This is a genomic window from Planctopirus sp. SH287, from assembly GCF_056500625.1.
Map to the genome: position 1 here is coordinate 5,446,745 of NZ_CM151403.1, position 18,796 is coordinate 5,465,540.

At 54.2% G+C, this 18,796-nt stretch carries 18 protein-coding genes; 7 read left to right on the forward strand and 11 right to left on the reverse strand.

Translation table 11 applies throughout. The annotated features are described in order from the left end of the window. Positions 1–223: 223 nt before the first annotated feature. From SH287x_RS20270 to SH287x_RS20300, 7 genes are all read right to left on the reverse strand, one after another. Complete coding sequence (locus SH287x_RS20270; RefSeq protein WP_479516225.1) at positions 224–655, reverse strand: VanZ family protein; 432 nt, start codon at positions 653–655, stop codon at positions 224–226. 66 nt (positions 656–721) lie between these two features. After that, on the reverse strand, positions 722–1,054 hold the full coding sequence (fliE, locus tag SH287x_RS20275) for a flagellar hook-basal body complex protein FliE (protein ID WP_479516226.1): 333 nt from the start codon (positions 1,052–1,054) through the stop codon (positions 722–724). Positions 1,055–1,225: 171 nt separating this feature from the next. After that, on the reverse strand, positions 1,226–1,675 hold the full coding sequence (gene flgC / locus SH287x_RS20280) for a flagellar basal body rod protein FlgC (protein ID WP_479516227.1): 450 nt from the start codon (positions 1,673–1,675) through the stop codon (positions 1,226–1,228). A gap of 5 nt (positions 1,676–1,680) precedes the next feature. Further along, entirely contained in the window at positions 1,681–2,157 is a 477-nt protein-coding gene (locus SH287x_RS20285; protein WP_479516228.1) for a flagellar basal body rod protein FlgB, read from the reverse strand. 168 nt (positions 2,158–2,325) lie between these two features. Further along, positions 2,326–3,810, reverse strand: coding sequence for a sigma-54-dependent transcriptional regulator (locus tag SH287x_RS20290; RefSeq protein ID WP_479516229.1), 1,485 nt, complete (start codon positions 3,808–3,810; stop codon positions 2,326–2,328). 384 nt (positions 3,811–4,194) lie between these two features. Then, the gene (locus SH287x_RS20295) at positions 4,195–4,641 is read right to left on the reverse strand and encodes a hypothetical protein (protein ID WP_479516230.1); all 447 of its coding nucleotides are present in this window, start codon (positions 4,639–4,641) and stop codon (positions 4,195–4,197) included. A 167-nt stretch (positions 4,642–4,808) separates the two neighbouring features. Further along, positions 4,809–6,206: an AAA-type ATPase lid domain-containing protein gene (locus SH287x_RS20300; RefSeq protein ID WP_479516231.1), complete on the reverse strand. Its 1,398-nt coding sequence runs from the start codon at positions 6,204–6,206 to the stop codon at positions 4,809–4,811. Between the two features lie 315 nt (positions 6,207–6,521). Here SH287x_RS20300 and SH287x_RS20305 point away from each other — a divergent pair, with 315 nt between their 5' ends. The 6 genes from SH287x_RS20305 to SH287x_RS20330 all read left to right on the forward strand — a co-directional run bounded on the left by SH287x_RS20305 (position 6,522) and on the right by SH287x_RS20330 (position 13,609). Beyond that, the gene (locus SH287x_RS20305; RefSeq protein WP_479516232.1) at positions 6,522–8,186 is read left to right on the forward strand and encodes an ArnT family glycosyltransferase; all 1,665 of its coding nucleotides are present in this window, start codon (positions 6,522–6,524) and stop codon (positions 8,184–8,186) included. Positions 8,187–8,389: 203 nt separating this feature from the next. Next, entirely contained in the window at positions 8,390–9,529 is a 1,140-nt protein-coding gene (locus SH287x_RS20310; RefSeq protein ID WP_479516233.1) for an EF-hand domain-containing protein, read from the forward strand. 60 nt (positions 9,530–9,589) lie between these two features. Further along, a complete protein-coding gene (locus SH287x_RS20315; RefSeq protein WP_479516234.1) occupies positions 9,590–10,120 on the forward strand; it encodes a CinA family protein in 531 nt (176 codons plus the stop codon). Positions 10,121–10,313: 193 nt separating this feature from the next. Then, complete coding sequence (locus SH287x_RS20320; protein ID WP_479516235.1) at positions 10,314–11,702, forward strand: sulfatase; 1,389 nt, start codon at positions 10,314–10,316, stop codon at positions 11,700–11,702. A 267-nt stretch (positions 11,703–11,969) separates the two neighbouring features. Further along, positions 11,970–12,974 (forward strand): GDP-mannose 4,6-dehydratase, encoded by a 1,005-nt coding sequence (gene gmd, locus SH287x_RS20325; RefSeq protein WP_479516237.1) that lies wholly within the window; start codon positions 11,970–11,972, stop codon positions 12,972–12,974. A 56-nt stretch (positions 12,975–13,030) separates the two neighbouring features. Next, positions 13,031–13,609, forward strand: coding sequence for an ECF-type sigma factor (locus tag SH287x_RS20330; RefSeq protein WP_479516238.1), 579 nt, complete (start codon positions 13,031–13,033; stop codon positions 13,607–13,609). A 131-nt stretch (positions 13,610–13,740) separates the two neighbouring features. Here SH287x_RS20330 and SH287x_RS20335 read toward each other — a convergent pair whose 3' ends face one another. Together SH287x_RS20335 and SH287x_RS20340 are read right to left on the reverse strand one after the other, a co-directional pair. After that, entirely contained in the window at positions 13,741–14,040 is a 300-nt protein-coding gene (locus SH287x_RS20335) for a hypothetical protein (RefSeq protein ID WP_479516239.1), read from the reverse strand. After that, positions 14,033–14,251 carry an addiction module protein gene (locus tag SH287x_RS20340; RefSeq protein WP_479516240.1) on the reverse strand — a complete coding sequence of 73 codons (219 nt, stop codon included), beginning with the start codon at positions 14,249–14,251 and terminating at the stop codon, positions 14,033–14,035. The genes SH287x_RS20335 and SH287x_RS20340 overlap by 8 nt, the downstream gene beginning before the upstream one ends. A 469-nt stretch (positions 14,252–14,720) precedes the next feature. On the opposite strand from SH287x_RS20340, the gene SH287x_RS20345 reads away from it, so the two are divergent. Further along, complete coding sequence (locus SH287x_RS20345; RefSeq protein ID WP_479516241.1) at positions 14,721–17,405, forward strand: serine/threonine-protein kinase; 2,685 nt, start codon at positions 14,721–14,723, stop codon at positions 17,403–17,405. A gap of 150 nt (positions 17,406–17,555) precedes the next feature. Here SH287x_RS20345 and SH287x_RS20350 read toward each other — a convergent pair whose 3' ends face one another. Both SH287x_RS20350 and SH287x_RS20355 read right to left on the reverse strand, forming a co-directional pair. Next, on the reverse strand, positions 17,556–18,422 hold the full coding sequence (locus tag SH287x_RS20350) for a YihY/virulence factor BrkB family protein (protein WP_479516243.1): 867 nt from the start codon (positions 18,420–18,422) through the stop codon (positions 17,556–17,558). 145 nt (positions 18,423–18,567) lie between these two features. Continuing rightward, positions 18,568–18,744 carry a hypothetical protein gene (locus SH287x_RS20355; RefSeq protein WP_479516244.1) on the reverse strand — a complete coding sequence of 59 codons (177 nt, stop codon included), beginning with the start codon at positions 18,742–18,744 and terminating at the stop codon, positions 18,568–18,570. Between the last annotated feature and the right edge of the window lie 52 nt (positions 18,745–18,796).

Here is an 18,796-nt window from a genome sequence, read left to right on the forward strand (position 1 = left end):
ACCGCCCGCATCGGCTGACGAGTCCGTACATCACTAGTCATCGGTTACATTTTGTGACTTCTTGCCGTCAACCTCGTAAAATTCAGAAAAACACACGAAATAACGCTGCAACTTGAGGGGAAAACCACGACATGTCACGCTTTCTCAGACGGCATGTGTGATTGAGACGATTAAAGCTGATATCGACCGGCAATGGCTGCCGATTCCAGCGGGCGACAATTTGTCAATGACCGGTGTCATCGTTCTGCACGCGAACTTCGCCAGAACGTCGCCACTGGTGAACCCATCGTCCGAATTTCACGACGGCGTATCCCACCCACCAGCCAAAGACGGCACCAAGAACATCAGCCAGCCAGTCTTTCCAGTCAGCCTGGCGACGAAAATAAGGCTGGGTGATTTCATCCAGGGCGGCGTAAATGCCAATCAGCAGGATGGTCACAGCAAATCGCGTGAGTGTGGCCCGGCGGAGCAGTTTGGCACGAACGCCAAACAGAAATCCCAGACAGGCATACCCTATAAAGTGCAGAATATAGTCGGGAAATCGAGGAATGACTTGAGGGACGGTAGAGCGATGCGTCAAAAAAAACATCAATGGCCAATAGACCAGCATCGCCAACAATGTGACCGTCGAAATGGTGGTGACCAGACGTTTCACCAGCAAAACCTCTCGTTGTACCTGCTCTTGAAAGACGCTTGAAGGCCCAATATCTCACGACCCACTTTACAATTGCATATTCTGGATTTCGCGGTAAGCCTCAATCAGCTTATTGCGAATTTGCAGTGTGAGCTTCAAGGCCAGATCGGCTTCTCGTGCTGCTGAGAACGTTTCCACCATCGACAGATCATTCCCCGTCAGACTCCCTGCGATATCCGCATGCATCTGCGACTGCTGGTTGTTGACGGCATTCAAAGACTGACTGAACAATTCGGCGAACGACGCTTGAGGAGCCACATCGACTGCCGGCGACGGGATCGCCAACGGTTGCGACCAGGCGGCAAACGGAGACGGCATCCCGGGGGCATGAAAAATCGGCGGCTGAGAAATGCTGCTCATCTAAACCGTCCTGTAGTCCTGTAGTCCTGTAGGGTGCATGCCAATGCACCAACAAGTGAATTCATTGGCACAGCAGGAGGGCTAAAGAGAGCTTGTCCTGCTTTCTTCAAAGATAAAATTCCTGGTGCATTGGCATGCACCCTACGGCCTGATGTGAGCATGAGTTATCAGTTAACCCAACAGGCGGAAGGTGTTCTGGATCATTTCCTTGGTCACTTCCATTGTCGTGACGTTGGCTTCATAAGCCCGACTGGCTTCCATCGCATTGACGAATTCCGTGACGATATTCACATTCGGATAAGCGACTTTCCCCTCGGCGTTGGCATGAGGATGGCCAGGTTCATACACAATTCTCGGCGGCGTGTGCGTATCAATCTCTACGGTCGAGGTCACTCCCATGCCGCCCGTGGAACTTGCCCGTCCTGTGGAGCCTGTCTGGCCCGTGAAGCCTGTCTGGCCGACAGGCGTGGGTTGCATCGTGACCAGCCGCCGTTGAAAGGGTTGGTTTTTCCCTTGTTCGTTTTGTGTGGTATTCACCTGTGCGATATTGCCCGCGATGGTATCCATCCGCGTACGTTGAGCGATGAGCGCACTGGTACTGATATCAAGGGTATGAAACATAGGACTTAGACCTGTTCGCTGATGACAGTTTGAAGCTGGCTGTATTGCAGATTCAGCAGTTCAGAGGCAAAGCTCTGAAGGATGGAGTTCTTCGCGATCTGGGTCATCTGTTGTTCAATACTGCGATTGTTGGCGTCTTGAAAAGTAATTCCCGGCTGCGAACTCTTCTCTGAAGCATGAAAGAGTGAGTCCGGAAAAAATGTCCGATTCAGTGAACCATCCGCAGCAACCATCTGCTGATCACTGAGAGGATCTAACGGGTTGGCGAGAGGGGGATGCAGACTCCCCGTGTGGATTGTTTGTGACTCATAGGCCTTCTTCAGAGCCGATTGAAACTGGGCGACCGGCAAGTCGCGCATGCGATAGCCGGGCGTGTCGATGTTGGCGACGTTTCCCGCCAGCACGTCCTGCCGGATCTCTGCAAACTTCGCCGTCTGCTTGAGCAGGTTGGACGATTGCGATGTCAGCAGCTTATCGAACATGAAATGTGCCTCGGGGGGAAGCGGAACAGCAGAAAAGTGAAACAGCGGAAAAGCAAAGAAGGGAAGGAAAGAAATAAGAAGAAGGGGGGAAACCAGAAAATCCCAACCAGACAAAACACCAAAACGCCACACCCGTCTGGCGGGCATGGCGTCTGGTGTGGTCTGACATCAGGCAGCACGTGTTTCGAATGTGCTGATGATTGGCTCGACAGTTTCTACCATCGGAACCGGTGCAGCAATGCGGTTGGAACCAGGCCCGCCTCGTGGAGGATAGCCGTATTCACGGAGCTTGCCCGAGAGAGTGCGGATACCGATTTGCAGAGCACGCGCGGTCTTTTCGCGGTTTCCTTCAAAGCGGGTAAAGGTCGACTCGATGAGTTTGCGTTCCATTTCGGCCAGTGTCAGGCCAGGAATAATGTCTTCTTCTTCCTGAGCCAAAGGCTTCTGAATCCAGGGTTCGATCATCTCAGCGGTCAGTTTGTGGCCACTGTCGATGGAGCAGGCACGATCCATGACGTTTTCAAGTTCGCGGATGTTGCCGGGCCAGTTCCACTGACGCAGACGATCGAGAGCTTCGACAGTCAGCATGCGCGGCGGACGTCCTTCGCGGACAGAAGCACGATGCAGGAAGTGCTCGGCCAGAGTCGCAATATCTTCGGGACGCTCCCGCAGAGCAGGGACTTCCACGACATAATCCTGAAGTGCTTCAGCAAGATCGGCACGGAACAAATTGCGACTGACCAGTTGTGTCAGGCGAATCGAAGTTGAGGCCATGATGCGAACATCGGCCCGGATCGGCTCGCCAGTGAGCGGATGCTCGCGACGCTGCTGGCGGACAAGATTGAGCAGACGGCGCTGAGCCGGAATAGCCAGATTATCGATCCCGTCGAGGTACAGTGTGCCCCCTTCGGCCTGATGAATGCGACCAGGCAGATGCTGGCGACCATCTTCTTGTGGAGGACAGGGAGCACCGAACAGTTCAACTTCAAGAGCTTCAACCGAGAGAACATGACAATCGACGCGGATGAAGGGGCGTGAGCCGCGGCGGCTCCCTTCATGAATCGATTGAGCAGCAATTGTCGCACCGGCACCAGGCTCGGCAACCACCAGAACCGAACCAACCTGTTCAGCAGCATGCTGGATCTGCTGGCGGAAGGTCTGCATCGCTGGGCTATGACCAACCATGTCCCGCAGGTTGCGGTTGGAGATCTGCCGCTTCAGACGACGATTTTCCGCACTGAGCCGACCGCGCTGAGCCGTTCCAGAAACCAGTTGGCTGAAGACCGTCGAATTGACCGGCCAGGCGAGATGCTCGACCCCGGCAACCATATGCTGCTGAGACATCTCATTGGAGTGAGAGGCGACTTGCAGAAGCTGTGTCGCCCAGCCTCGTTGTGAAATCTGGCCAGCCAGTTGTGATACAGAGTCCTGCATCCCCAACGGGCCAACAAGGCAGATGTCAGAAGGGACGGTCGACAGGATCTGAACGGCGGCGTCAACAGTGGCGCAGCGCTTCAGATGGAAGCCTGCCGTCTGAACGTCAGCCGAAAGGCGGTCACCGATCGAAGGATCATTCGTGACGACCAGGACACTGATCGAGCTGTCCACCGGAGCAGACACACGCCGTGGAAATGGAATGATGTCGGGATTCATATGCGATCTTCGACAGGAGGGAGGGGGGAGAAAGTGAACGGCAGGCAAGAGAAAGGCGAGGGGAGAGAGGAGGGGCAAAAGCAGAAATGCAGGTGATGAATGACCGTGTTTCAGGATCAGGGTTGTCAGAAACTGACAGCCATACACCACTGAAATAAGGTGATTCATCTCCATGTGATCAGAAATCAATCAGTCACCCGGAACAGGCGATCAATGATTTCAGACTCACTGAGGCTGACAAAACGGTTGGCGTGGGAGCAAGCGAAACAGGTTGGCGTGAGAGCAAGAGAGAACAGAAGGGAAAGTCAGAACGTGAGAGGCAGATGGGAATCGTCGGCAGGACTCGCTGAACAGTGATGTGCATCAGCGATAGGAGGTGTGTAACTAACTTTCCCAAACGACGCGAGACCGATTTTCCGCAAAATTTGCGGAATCATAGGCGGAAGCGGCGGCGAGTGCCGAAGAAGCGGCAGAAAGTGCTGTTCGCACCTCGTTTTGATGCCGGGAAAGCGCTTGAGTTGCCGATGCCTCAAGCTTCAACAGCTCTTCAGTCAATGCGGTAATCTCCTGAATCAGACGGGAGAGAGGTTCGCGTTCCTCTTCCGGCAGCGATTGACCTTGCGTCCGAATGGCCTGCCACTCTCGACCATATTCCTGTCGATGGAGAGTCAACGCATCCAGCAGTTGCTGCTTGTGACCCAGGAGCGGCATCAGGTCGGTGTAGTTTTCCTGACGGATCAGATCACCCTGCTCCAACGAAAGCTGCCGGAGCGAAAGCGTGTAACTCTTCCAAAGATTTAATGCCTGCTGCGTTGTCATACGATCTGACATGAGACAACTCCGTGTGCGACGATAACGGCACCTGTGATCTGATCACGAGAGCAACACAAACTCTATCTGTTGACGACAGACGAGGAAATCTCACATTGCCCGGCGTCGTTTCTAATCGCTCAGTGCGAAGAAGAATGCGACGAAGAACACACATGGCGCGATCCATCTCAGGCGTGATCCGCTCCAGGTGTGATCAGACCAAGTTGTTCCAGCCGACGGTAGAGCCTTGGTCGAGGAATGCCCAGGAGATCGGCGGCTTTGGAGCGATTCTGCTTTGTCAGTTCCAGGGCTTTCTGGAGTTGTTCCCGCTCAAAAGCTTCCAGAGCCGCATCCAGAGAGCCAATGGCGATTTCTGTTTTTGGCGACTCGGCCTGCGCGTCACGGCCCAGTCGCCAGAAGGGAGGAAGCTCTCCTTCCTGAATCACCGGCCCACGGGCCAGTAGCCGGGCTTCTTTGACAAAACGAATCAGTTCAGTGACGTTCCCCGGCCAGTTATATTCACCAATCGATCTCTGCACCGCGGGCGACCACCCGGCCAGTTGTTGTTCTTCGTGCCGATTCGTTTCTTCAAGTAAGTATTGAGCCAGAAGGAGAGCATCGCGCTGGCGTTCACGCAGAGGGGGCAAAATCATCTCGGTGGTGGAAAGCTGCATAATGACTTCATGGTCGAATTGATTCTGTTGCAGCAATTGGTGTGATGTGAATCGTGAACTGGCGACCCAGCGGAGCACCGAAGGTTCCTGAGAAGAGGGGACGCAGAGATATTGTTTCAGGCACCGCCAGACATCTGGCGTGGCCCGTTCGATCGACTTCAGTATCACGGTTCCCGGTTCCAATGTTTCCGGGCCGGAAGCACTTCGCGAGGAGTCGACCACTCGCTCGATGGTCTCAATCAAGCTGGTTTCTGATAGCGTTCCACATTCCAGAGGAACAAACGCACGGCGGTGCTGGCTGCTGCGCTGATGAATACTGCGAGCCAGATGCTCGCGTCCAGTTCCTCGCTCACCCACAATCAGCACTGGTGTCAAAGATTGCGCGGCCAAATCTGCTTGCCGCAGGGCCTTACGAAAGAGAAGAGAATCACCGATTAATGAGCTTTCAGAGGTTTCCTGACGCCAGCGGAAGCGAGCCGCTGCCAGCTCGGCATGCAGGGTTTGTGCCAGTCCCGGTCGTACGACGGTGGGTTTGGGAATGGCCCCGATCATCCCCAGTAAGACCGACGACTGAGAATCAGACCCTCCCAGATTCAAAAAGGTAATGCGGGCAGCCAATGGCTCGCGGCTGCGACGGGGGAGGTACACAGCCGCTACTGAAGTTTCCCCGATCACTGATTGATCGGGAGGAGGCGACAGAGCCGCGAGAAACGCTGCGGGTGAATCAACGTCGGGTGTCGTGAGATAGCGCAGAAACTCACCTTCCAGCGACGACTTTTCAAAACCTGACAGTTGGGCTAAGGCCTGATTGGCATAGATCAATCGCCGATCCGGCCCGACCAGAAAGATCGGTTGGCTGGCCATTTCCAACAGGCTCTCCGCAGTGAATGACCGTGAAACGCGTCGGGCCATTGGAACTCCTGAAGCGGGGTGTGATGAAGGGACAGGCCACTGCCCGGCAACACTCATTCGATGCCCAGGGGATCAACACGAAAGCTGCAATTCAATGAAGCCTGTTGATCGAGCGATTGCAACCGCATTGAGAGACGATTTCAAGGTGACCCGTCGCTTCAAGGGTGGATCCTCATTCTTTGACAGCAAAAAGGCAAATCTTCACTTTCAACAGTGGCATGCCCCTGTTCCTTGATGGATTATCGTGACATGAACTTCAATGATAAACGGCCAGCATCTCCTGTTGACTCCGCCTGATACCTGACGAACAAGCCTATGAACCCGATCTCCAGCGAAGGTGACCGCCCCCCCTACCGTAATGGGATTGCCTTGGCATTATTTCTGATTGGTGTGGCTTTTGTGGTCTTGAGGCTTCCGGTGTGTCTGCAGATCCCTCCGGGAACAGATGAAGACTACTTTGCGGTGCCGGGATATACCATTCTGCAAACGGGTCTGCCGCAAATCCCCTATATGCCCTCGCGTTATCCTCAGGGAGCGTTTTATCGGGTTGACGAAATCCTCTACGCTCTGCCACCGGCTTACTTTTACCTGCAAGCAGGTTGGTATGCCCTGTTCGGAGCAGGAACAGGGATTGCACGCTCAATGAATGTGGTTTTGGCACTGGTTGCCATTCTACAAGTCTGGCGGATTGGCTGTTACTGGCTAAGTGCCCCGATCTGGGGGCCACTCCTGGCGGCGGGACTCTATGCAATGTCCCGGACGTTGATGTTTCCGACTCTCGTGACGCGGCCCGATCTGCTGTGTGCTGTTTTCGGTCTGGCCATGATTCTGTCATTACTGACGTGGGAGTCTTCGCAACAGAAACGATGGCTGCTGATCGCCGGGGGATGGTTGGGGCTGGCAAGTCTGACCCATCCCTTTGCTCTCGTGATGGGCGGGCTGGCAGGGATGTGGGTGGTTGTGAGGACGATCTTTCCTGCCAATCCCGGTGCTAATGAAGAACTTGTCGAGTCGATCACTCCGCCCGCTAAGAGATGGTGGAAACGCCTTATCCATGTCACAGGAAATCTGACAATGCTGGGCATTGCAGCAGGAGCAGTGCTCAGTCTTTGGCTCCCGCTGATCGCCATTGACCCGGAATTGTTTCGTGAACAGTTCGGAAATAACGTGTTTCGGCGTACGGGGCCAGGGCTGCTGTCACGGCTTCTCTGGCCGTGGCCTGCGGCCGTTTTGCAAATCGGTCTGCTTTGGGAATATCTGGGAACAATGGCGTTTATTGCACTCGCCGGGGCATTAGTCACGATGACTATTTACAGTATCGTGACATGGATATCGGGTAAGAAAGATCGCCGGCTCTATTCACTCATTGGAGTGACATGGATCACTCTCTATCTGCATATTGCCTGCCAGGGAACCCATACAACCAAAGGCTATTGGTGCTTCACAGGGAGTTTGCTGATCCTCGTACTGGCCGAAGGAGTGATCCGTGTCGCCCGGTATGCGATGCTGAAGTTAGCCTGCGAAAAACAATCCGCAACGGCTGTCGCTATCCCGAGCTTCTTCACGCTGGGCATTGCGGCGTTATTTCTCTCGGGAGCAGGTCTTCAGGCAGGCTGGACATACCTCAGGCATGCGGGGGAAGAAGCGTATGCGGCTCCAAAGTTTACAAGCCGGCTGATTGAAACGTTGCCCAAAGACGGCGTCTTCGTTGTCGACGAAGCGCATGTCTTCGATATCTATCGCTCTGGCCGAAAAGTTCTGGCGGCCGTATGTGATCCATTCATTTATGATGTGCGCAACCAGACATTTGACCACCTGATTATCAGCCGCCATTCACACCAGAAGAACATGTCGGCACAACTCGGCACCAAGGTGGTTCGAGAACTGGGCAGCATGGACAATCCTTTCACCAGCTATGCACGAATTGAAGTTCCTCATGGTTTGAAAGAAACTCAGGGCCGTTCAGTCACAACCCAATAAACTTCGCCAGTGAAAAACCATCCTGTGGAAAAATTCGATGTCTTCTCGTTAATCCTTCAGGACGGACTCGCCAAGCCTTAGAATCGTTAAACTTGCTGCTAATGAACGCTCAAAAGCTCAATCGTGTCGATACTTTCGAGGCTGATGCGGGTTTGAAGAGAGAGTTGCGGTCTTGAATTCTGCCGGTCGCCGGGAGTTGTTCCATGCTTTCCATTCATTCCCTTTATCGCTCGGTCATTGAGCAAACCTGGAAATTCACATCGTTCCAGAATCCACAAAAAAGTTCTGGGCTGCTGGCCTGCGCGGTCTTGGGGTTGCTGGCCTTCGTACAGGTTCCTGTTAGTGCTCAGGACGAAGATCGCTCGTCTCGCTTCTGGTCGATGATGGATCGGAATGGTGACGGTGTCCTGGAAGGGGACGAAATTCCCGGAATGATGCGAGGTCGACTTGAAGACGCCGGCGTGGATCTTTCGCGCCCCGTCAGTCGGCAGGACTTCGACGCCGCCAGTGCGCAGATGCGTCGTGAACGGGAAGAATCCGGCGGTGGTGGTTTTGGTGGTCGCGGCGGTGGTGGATTTGGTGGCGGTGGCGGATTTGGCCCACCGGGCGGTGGTCGCGGCGAAGGCGGAGGTTTCGGCCCACCTGGCGGTGGTTTCGGGGGGCGTGGTGAAGGGGGATTCGGCGGGCGAGGACGTGACGGCGGATTCGGTGGCGAAGACCGGGGACGCGGTGGAGACCGTGATCGAGGGGACTCTCGCGAAAATCAAATCGCTCCGAAATATGAATTTCCCCGTGAGTTGCCAGCCGACTATAAAGAGCTGGATCTTGATGGTGACAATCAGCTCTCATTTGCGGAGTGGCCACGCAGCCGCCGGGCAGATTTCCCGTCATACGATCACAACGGCGACGGCTTTATCACGCCTGCTGAACTGAGAATTCCGGCATTTACAACACGCACCCCTCAGGAAATTCTCACAGAGGCCATGGCGGTTCGGTTGTTGGGAAAATCGGCTTTGCCTGCTGGTGCCACGGTAGCGACTGTGTCCAGCGGCAGTACCTCGCCGGGTGCTGGCGCTGTGAATGAAGGTCGTGATCGCGGTCGCGGGGAGCGGAGCGCCAGAGGAAGTGCCTCGTCGAAAGACGCGCCACCTCCCGACGCGATCACAGTTGAAGCCAACGGTTACTTCGACCGCCTGGACACCAACAAAAACAGCGTCGTTGATCCCGATGAATGGAGTGTCAGCAAGCGTCTTAAACCTTTGTTCGAGAAAGCCGGGGCCGATCTCTCCAAGCCGCTGAGCCTTGATGACTTTGTGGCGGCGTATCGCAAAACCAAAGAGTAAAGCGCAGCATCAAGTGAAGTGATCCCTCCTGATATTTCCTTTTTTGATGAGTTCTGCTGCATGTTAACTCCCCTGGAACAGGCGGCGGCGAATCTTGCTCAGGTTCTCAAAGAGCAGCAGTTGAGGCTCGTTTTGGCGGAAAGTTGCACTGCGGGGTTGGTCGCCGCCACGCTCTCCCGCACTCCCGGTATCAGCGCCTGGTTATGCGGTTCGGCGGTGGTCTATCAGGAAGAGACGAAGGTTGCCTGGCTGGGAGTACAAGAAGCGACGCTCAGTCAGTTCACTGCGGTGAGTCGGGAAGTTGCGATCGAAATGGTGACTGGCGTCCTGCGTCAGACTCCCCATGCGAGAATCGCCGCTTCGATTACCGGCCACCTTGGCCCCCAGGCTGAACCCGCAGAACTGGACGGAGTGGTGTTTGGTGCTGTCCAATTCGCCAATCGCCCCAATTCTCTCGTCTGCGAACGTTGGCATCTGACAGCACCTCTGGAGCCACTGCCTTCGGAGATCAGCCTGCGGTCATGGCGACAGACTGTAGCTGCAACCAGACTGTTAAATCTGATTTGTCAAACCATTCAGTTACATCAATGAATTCCAGCAGATTGCTGTAACTGAAATATGATCAACCACTTGTGTTGAATTACGTTCTTCATTGAATCTGTCTTTCCCGGCAATTTTCATAGCCAATAAAAATCGTTCACTTGATTGGTGATTAAATGTTTGTAGTCTGCCTATCATGGAAAATATGGTGCCGTCAGGCAATCACACTTTGAGGAGCAAAAGTATGGCGTGGCGCGTTGCGTTCTTTTCCTGGGTGACAGCACTGGCTTGCGTGTCATCAACGGCATCAAGTTTCGCTGCCGATCAACCCAATGTGATCATTTTTTATGCTGATGACCTGGGCTGGGGTGAAACTGGTGTGCAGGGAAATGCTCAGATTCCTACACCACATATTGATTCCATTGCCCGAAATGGCGTGCGTTTCACACAGGGTTATGTGGCAGCAACTTATTGCAGTCCCTCCCGTGCTGGCTTACTGACCGGTCGATACCCCACTCGGTTTGGCCATGAGTTCAACCGTGTTGCGAATGTCTCGGGGCTGGATCTCAAAGAAACCACACTGGCTGATCGTCTGCATCAACTGGGATACAAGACGGCCTGCGTCGGTAAATGGCACTTGGGGAATAGCCCGGAATATCGACCTACAAAACGTGGGTTTGACGAATTCTTCGGCACACTGGCCAACACGCCCTTCTTCCACCCCACCAACTTTATTGATTCACGCGTCTCGAATGAGGTGCAACCGGTGGCTGATGACGACTTCTACACAACCGACGAATATGCGAAGCGTTCGGTCGATTGGATTGAAAAGCAGAAAGGCTCCCCCTGGTTCCTGTATCTGCCATTCAATGCTCAGCATGCGCCACTTCAGGCTCCCCAAAAGTACCTTGATCGATTCCCGAATATCACTGAACCGAAACGACATCTTTTCGCCGCCATGATGTCGGCCATGGATGATGCCGTCGGCGAAGTTCTCGGAAAGGTTAAAGCCTTGGGGCAAGAAGAGAACACCATTGTGTTCTTCATCGGTGACAATGGTGGCCCCACTCGGGGAACGACTTCGCAGAATGGCCCCTTGCGAGGCTTCAAGATGACGACCTTTGAAGGAGGGCCTCGCGTCCCCTTCTTCGTGCAGTGGAAGGGAAAGCTTCCTGCCGGCAAGACGTACGACAACCCCGTCGCGAATCTGGATGTGCTGCCAACCGTGATCACTGCGGCTGGCGGGAAAGTCGAACCCTCATGGAATCTGGACGGTGTGGATCTGGCACCCTACCTCACTGGTTCAAACGCTACCAAGCCGCATGAAACGCTCTATTGGCGATTCGGCGAGCAGTGGGCCATCCGTCACGGCGATTGGAAATTGGTTGTTTCACGAGAGGGCAGCGGTGAGCCGGAACTTTACAACCTGGCTACCGATATTTCCGAATCGAAGAATCTGGCGAAAGAGGAATCTGCCAAGGCTGCTGAGCTTCAACAACTTTGGAACAAGTGGAGTGCCGAGCAGGCCGCCCCTAGCGCTGTTGATCAACCCAACGCCAACAATAAGAAGGGTGGCAACAAAAAGGGGGGAAAGAAAAAGGGGGGAAAGAAAAAGGCTGCCCCAGCGACATAAAGTTCTCAATGTTATCACTATGAATTTTCATCATTTCCAGGGCAAGATGTGTGAAAGCACGCCTTGCCCTGCGTATTTGAAGTTGCTGCGAATTGACAATGTCCAGAGCAATCTCACAGTTGACTCCTCTCCTCGTGGCAGGGCCGTGACAACGGTGAACACTCTCTGGTCACATGATATACTCATGACTTGGGGCACGCCGTGACATCGTGGGGATGGCATTGAGTCAGCGTGTTACGAAAGCACCGCTTGCAGGATTCTTTGACTATGACCGCCCAAAAACGTGCCCTGATTACCGGCATTACTGGGCAGGACGGCTCTTACCTTGCGGATCTGCTCGTCGAAAAAGGATACGACGTTCATGGCCTGATTCGGCGAACAAGTTCAATCAGCACCCAGCGAATCGAACATCTGCTGGAAGAGAGCCAGCCGAAAGTGACCCTGCACACTGGTGATCTGGCAGATACCACATCTCTGGAGCGAGTGCTCAAAGCCTCAAAGCCCCACGAGATTTATCATCTGGGTGCCCAAAGTCACGTTCATCAGTCATTTTCCCAACCCCTTTATACGGCTGACATTGTCGCCCTGGGGACGTTGCGCCTGCTGGAAGCAGCCACACAACTGGCTAAATCTCAGGAAGTGCGATTCTATAACGCCGCTTCCAGTGAAATGTTCGGAGAGGCCAAGTCTGTTCCGCAAACGGAAGCCACTCCCTTTAATCCGCGCAGTCCTTACGCCTGTGCCAAAGTCTTTGCTTATCACCAGACGATCAACCATCGCGAAGCGTACGGATTGTTTGCTGCCAACGGGATTCTCTTCAATCATGAATCACCCCGCCGCGGGGAACAGTTTGTCACGAGAAAGATCACTCTGGCCGCCGCAAGAATCAAACTGGGCCTTCAAGATAAGCTGGAACTGGGAAATCTCGACGCCAAACGGGATTGGGGCTATGCCAGAGATTACGTCGAGGCCATGTGGCTCATGCTCCAGCAGGAAACGCCAGGTGATTACATCGTGGCGACCAACGAAACCCACACGGTTCATGAATTCCTGATCGCCACGTTTGCTCACCTCGATCTTGACCCTGCGAAATACGTTCAGATCAACGAATCCCTGTTCCGTCCCAGCGAGGTGCCGCTCCTCCAGGGGGATTATTCCAAAGCCACCCGAGAACTGGGATGGAAGCCAAAAACAGACTTCCAGGGGTTGGTCAAGCTGATGGTCGAAGCAGATCTGGAATTGGCTCAGAAGGAAGTCGCAGGAACTTGTTGAAACACGGCTTTCAATGATTTTGGTGCCCGAAAGTTCAGAACAGGCGGAGGTTTTCGATGGAGGAGCGGGAAGTCCTCGATCTCTTACAGCAACTGGACGAAGCACGAAATCAGCCTCAACCTTCCGCAGAGTTTCTCGCCGCTCTCTATGACCGCTTGCGAAAGCTGGCACAGAAACTGATGAACGAGGAGCGACCAGACCACACGCTCCAGGCAACGGCCCTCGTGCATCAGGCCTACTTGCGGTTGAACGATGGGCCTGCGTCCCCACAGTGGAATCATGCCGGACATTTTCTGGGAGCGATGGCACAGGCCATGCGTCGGATTCTGGTGGATTCAGCACGCCGGCGAAAACGTCTCCGACATGGCGGCGATCACCAGCGAGTCCCTCTGGAACTGGTTGATAAAAGTTCTCACTCTGGTCAGGAACAGGATGACGAGTTTCTTCTTGGCATCGATCAGGCGTTGGAAAAACTGGCCATCCGGGATGTAGAAGCCGCACAACTTGTTCAGTTAAGATACTTCGCAGACATGACCGTGGCAGACGCGGCCAACACAATGGAAATCTCAGTAAGAAAAGCGGCCCGCCTCTGGAGATATGCCGAAGCCACTTTGAGGGTGGAGTTGGAACAATGAACTTGACATTGGCCATCCTCGCCATTCAAAACTCGCCGTTCCTCCGTGCTGTGCCCGCAGTTCCGGGCAGGCATGCCGAATATGAGTCGACTTGGCTCTCTCCGTCAATTTCGTAGCACCATAGCCTCGCCTCACATTGTGCGACGATCCCATTTGGCGGGATCGGAGGCGACATGAAATAGGCCCAGAACAAATACGGTTGATTCCCGGACTTGAAAAAGAACGAAATACGGGAAACTTGGAACTCTGGTGAAAAAGCAATCATCGAAAAGTCGCGAAAACTGTGCCGGATCAGATTCGATCGCGTCAAACCGGTCATCGACAAGTCCGCGAAACCGGTTCCCCAGTTCGTGAGAAATCCGGTTATACCAGTCGATCGCTGACAGCAAATCACCGGGAACCAGAGAGTGAAACTTCAATCGGTCAGCCACGTTGGGAATCAACCTGTTGCCAGACCTCGGCGCGCGTGAGAGTCTTCGCACCTAGCGAGAGTTCAGCCGCCCGGCGTTTTGCTTCGTTTTTGACTTCCTCCGACACCGGCAGCGGTTCGCCGGCAGAGGTGATGTCTTCCCAGAGCTGCTCGATGAGCAGCAGTTTGTCGGCGATCGACAGTCCGCGAAGTTCATCACTCAAAAGGGTCACGCCAAGGCTCCCATGCACATCAACTCAAATTGACTTACGCTCAACCATATTATGTTCAAGCCTCGTGGGGGGATGCAACGGAAGATTACGCCGGGTGGGTCAAGCCTACATTTGCTGATCCTTCCTTATGGTGCGAGAGATTCACGGGGAGCATAAAAATCGGAAGCCGCATCCCGACTATTGCGAAGAACACCAAATGAGTGATCCAAGCGATGCGGCCTTTATTGGCGAGTTTCACAGCTCTTTTATTTTCATGGGTAAGTCCATGGTCGCAATCCCGCTCAAAAGCGTCTGTCACCCGTTGAAATGAAGCCGGTTGTTAAAAAATCCTGTTTTTTTTGGCAGCACAGGATTGGCTTAATCGCACTCCAGAGAGAAGGGTTTGACGTTGTGCGGTTTCCTCGTTGAATAGCCCGAAGACCGTCCTTACGCTTGCAAGAAAATTTCCATTGAAAACGGTGGCGCTTCCATGAACGAGTACGACATTTTTGCGGCTGCTCTGGAGATCGAGGATTCCGCAAGTCGCCAGGAATTTCTCACACGTTCCTGTGGTAAGGATGTCGAACGACTGAAACGAGTGGAAAAGTTGCTGGCGGCAGATCACTGGAGAGGGCAGCATCCGGTCGCCGGATGGAAACCCGTGACGGTGAAAGAGGAGTCCACCGAGAAGGATGAGCAGTGGCAGGAACTTGTCCGCCAGATGGAACCTGCCACACGTTCGGGTTCGCAGGGGCGGATAGGCCATTATGAAGTCATGCGTGTGATTGGGCAGGGGGCGTTTGGAATTGTCGCAGAAGCCTGGGATACGAAGCTTGAGCGGCAAGTGGCCATCAAAATGCTCTCGCCAGAGTTCTCGGCCACATCCCCACCACGCAAGCGATTTTTGCGGGAAGCCAGGTTAGCCGCTCAGATTGGTCATGAGAATGTCGTGGCAATTTATGCGGTTGAAGACCAGCCGTTCCCTTATCTGGTGATGGAATACGTTCCGGGACTGACGTTGCAGCAATTATTGGATCAGGCAGGCCCGCTGGAGCTTTCACAAATTGTCAGCATTGGTCGGCAGTTGGCATTGGGGCTAAGGGCCGCCCACAACGCGGGGATGATTCATCGCGATATCAAGCCAGGAAACGTGCTGTTGGGAAACGGTGCTGACAGCCGGGTCAAGTTGACGGATTTCGGCTTGGCACGAACGACGGATGATGCGAGCCAGACACAAAGTGCCGTGATTTCGGGGACACCGCTCTACATGTCGCCCGAACAGGCCCAGGGACACACACTGGATGCCCGCACCGATTTGTTCAGCCTGGGGAGCGTATTATACGCGATGTGCACGGGTCGGGCGCCATTTCGTGCGTCTTCGATCCTTGACGTCATGAAGCGGGTCGTTGAAAAACCCGCACGGAACATGCGGGAGATTATCCCCGAACTTCCCGAATGGCTTTGCCAGCTTGTGGAAGACTTGCATACCAAAGATCCGATAGAACGATTGTCGACGGCAGAAGAAGTGGTCCAACGGTTTAACCGGCAATCGCGGCGGCAATCTTCCGCTCCGACAGTCGTGGCCCCTGTGGTCGAACGTGAGGCCAGTCCAGAGACAAGACAGCCTGCAGTTGTCGTAACGTCTGAACCGCCGGCGACATCGTTCCTATTGCCAGAAAGGTGGAAGAGAAAGCCCGTGCTGGCCGCTGTGGGGCTGCTGCTTCTGATGGGAATACTGGGGGTAAGTGAAGCCTCCGGTGTCACACGGATGGCGGGCGTGGTGGTTGAAATGGTCTCGCCTCGGGGAACGCTGATCCTGACCATTGAAGACCCAAATGTGGAAGTGGTGATCGATGGAGAAGACCTTTCCATTTCGGGAGTGGGGGTACATCGACTCCGCGTCAGTGCAGGGACGCATGCGGTTGATACGGTCAAATCAGGACAGGTTTTCCAACAGCAGCAAGTCACAGTGCGGCGTAATGGCGAGCAGGTGCTGGTGATTCAACAGACACCTCCTGAGAGCTTACCTCAGAAGGGTATTGCGCAAAATCTACCCGTTCCGATGGTTCTGACTCAAAGTCAGCCATCACCGACTTCCCTCCCCACTGTTGATACTAAGCCCACGGCCACCACGCAGCCTGCTCCCGCATCACGCCAGTCTGTTTCCGTGGAAAACGTCGATCAATCCCATGATCGAAAAGCGGCGGTCAGGTTCATCGAACGAGGTGGTTTCGCAACGGTGCAGGTGGGAGACAAAACGCTGCGTTGCAGCAAGCTGGACGAATTGCCCAAGGAGCCGTTCCAGTTACTGGCGGTCGAATGCTACCGGGGTTCGACGGTCAAAAACGCGGATAGCGAACTTCTGACGCACCTGCCATCGCTGCACACCATTCGGTTGGAAGAGCTTGAGTCGCTCAATTCCCGAGCCATTCTCGCTCTGGAAGACCTGCCAAATCTGACGACGTTGACCACCTCATTCCCAACGCCGGATCCTGGAGTGCTGACAAAACTGACTCAGTTTCCCGGTATGAAAATCCTGAATATCAACACGGGAGACCGACGCGTCAGTCCCGAAGAAATCAATCGATTAAGTTCGCTCGGTTCACTGGAGTCGTTGAGCCTGTTCGTCAATAGTGAGGCTCAGCCTGTACTCGAACTCCTCACGCACTTTCCGCGACTGGAGACGCTGTCCATTGGACTTCCTGAACTTCCGGACGATGTCGATGTGTTTGGTTTTGTGAACCCCGAGGCTCCACTCAAGATTGTCACCTGGTTTGCCAGAAATCAGATCTGGAAAGCCAATTTTGCCTCGATCAAGAATTTTCCAATTGTCAGCTTGCGGGTCTTTAATGCGAGTTTGAATGCCCGAGCTTTGGAGCAACTGGCCGAACGAGGGATCACCTTCCTGACGCTCGACCAGTCGCACTATCGCCCGGAAGATCTGGTCAAACTGGCGGGCGGGAAGGGGGTCAGGCAACTGCACCTCATGACGCAAGGCCAGACCGATCAGGATCTGTTGCCGCTGGAAAAACTGACGAACGTGGCAGTGATCACACTGGGAGGGGTCAACCTGACGGAACCAGCCATTGCCAAGCTCTCTCTCGCCCTGCCCCAGACGCGCATCGTCTCCACACAGTCGGGGGGAGTCTGGCTTGATGGCGAACGTCTCAAGTAGTTTTCCGGGGCACACTGTCTGGCCTTGAAGCCGATGAAGATCTCGACCAGCGCGTCCTGAAGTTTATCGACTTTAGCGATTAACTTCTGATTGCAGCACGTTTAGCTGGCTCTGTCCGTGATCACGAGGATCAAGCCGGCGACTCCTTCTTCAGGACGGTGACGAAACCGGTTCCATGGTGTCGGTTTCCGTTCCCAATCGGTGAATACGTTCACCGCCAACAACGGCTCCGCTCCCCAGTCTCAAAGAGAATGCGCGAGTCAACTCGGCTCCAAACAGCATCACCTGCATGGAGTAATACATCCAGACCAGGAAAATGACGATCGAACCCGCCGCTCCGTAAGCACTGCCCACACCGCTTTGATGGAGATAGAACGCGATACCGATCTTTCCCAACAGGAAGAGGATGGCGGTCACAGTGGCCCCCAGAGCCGTATCTCTCCAGGTCAATGAAACATCCGGCAACCAGCGGAAGATGGCTGCAAACAACAGGACATAGACGAGAAAATTGATTCCGGGATCAGAGAATTGCAGCAGTGACTGTGTGGCAGGAACCACATTGGTGGCGATCTTCCCGAGTGATGTCACGATCAGGCTGAGCACAAATGAAGTCAGAACCAGCAGGCCAATTCCAAAGATCATAAAGAATGACAGAATCCGGTCTTTGATAAATCTCCACCAACTGGCCGTCCGATGAGGGGGGACTTCCCAGATGGTATTGAGTGCGTCCTGAAGTTCGACAAACACAGCCATCGCACCCACCACCAGCGTGACAACTCCGATCACGGTGGCGATAAATCCGTGGCTCGACTTACGTGTCTGAGCCACAATTGACCCGACAATCTGGGCGGCTTCTTCGCCCACCACTTCACGCATCTGCTGGGTGACTTCACCGCGAGCCACATCGTTGCCAACAATCATGCTGACCAGACCCACCGAGATCACGGCCAGCGGAGCCAGTGAGAGAATCGCATAAAAAGCCAGCGAAGCCCCTAAACGGGGCCCTTTGTGAGACAACCACTCCCTTCCAGCGTCAATAAATACGTTGGCGACGGCTCGAAAAGTCACACGCTTCACCAGAGGCATACTGCATTCCGAGGGGAGGATTCGTCGCGGCAATATCAGGACAATGAACAGCAGGCAATCGCAAGTTCGGTCGTTATTATCTGGCAATCAGCCAGCCAAACTCACGAGAAAGATAGGCGACCTGCTCAAAAAGTCCAATATGGCACTGAAGAAATGACCCTGAAAAACTCTGGTGTTTCACAAATGACCAGTGCCACTTCCACCCCGCATCCCCTACCAACGAGCCGGAAGCGTCAGCGACGGACACTCGCATTAGTGACCTCACAATCGGGAGCGAGAGGGATTCAAGAAAAATGATTTGGGTC

Bases quoted from the DNA above. Each gene is read 5' to 3' on its own strand.
- SH287x_RS20355 (WP_479516244.1), bottom strand. From the start codon at position 18,744: ATGCGAGTGTCCGTCGCTGACGCTTCCGGCTCGTTGGTAGGGGATGCG.
- gmd (WP_479516237.1), top strand. From the start codon at position 11,970: ATGACCGCCCAAAAACGTGCCCTGATTACCGGCATTACTGGGCAGGAC.
- SH287x_RS20305 (WP_479516232.1), top strand. From the start codon at position 6,522: ATGAACCCGATCTCCAGCGAAGGTGACCGCCCCCCCTACCGTAATGGG.
- flgC (WP_479516227.1), bottom strand. From the start codon at position 1,675: ATGTTTCATACCCTTGATATCAGTACCAGTGCGCTCATCGCTCAACGT.
- SH287x_RS20310 (WP_479516233.1), top strand. From the start codon at position 8,390: ATGCTTTCCATTCATTCCCTTTATCGCTCGGTCATTGAGCAAACCTGG.
- SH287x_RS20295 (WP_479516230.1), bottom strand. From the start codon at position 4,641: ATGTCAGATCGTATGACAACGCAGCAGGCATTAAATCTTTGGAAGAGT.
- SH287x_RS20315 (WP_479516234.1), top strand. From the start codon at position 9,590: ATGTTAACTCCCCTGGAACAGGCGGCGGCGAATCTTGCTCAGGTTCTC.
- fliE (WP_479516226.1), bottom strand. From the start codon at position 1,054: ATGAGCAGCATTTCTCAGCCGCCGATTTTTCATGCCCCCGGGATGCCG.
- SH287x_RS20330 (WP_479516238.1), top strand. From the start codon at position 13,031: ATGGAGGAGCGGGAAGTCCTCGATCTCTTACAGCAACTGGACGAAGCA.
- SH287x_RS20320 (WP_479516235.1), top strand. From the start codon at position 10,314: ATGGCGTGGCGCGTTGCGTTCTTTTCCTGGGTGACAGCACTGGCTTGC.
- SH287x_RS20290 (WP_479516229.1), bottom strand. From the start codon at position 3,810: ATGAATCCCGACATCATTCCATTTCCACGGCGTGTGTCTGCTCCGGTG.
- SH287x_RS20300 (WP_479516231.1), bottom strand. From the start codon at position 6,206: ATGGCCCGACGCGTTTCACGGTCATTCACTGCGGAGAGCCTGTTGGAA.
- SH287x_RS20345 (WP_479516241.1), top strand. From the start codon at position 14,721: ATGAACGAGTACGACATTTTTGCGGCTGCTCTGGAGATCGAGGATTCC.
- SH287x_RS20285 (WP_479516228.1), bottom strand. From the start codon at position 2,157: ATGTTCGATAAGCTGCTGACATCGCAATCGTCCAACCTGCTCAAGCAG.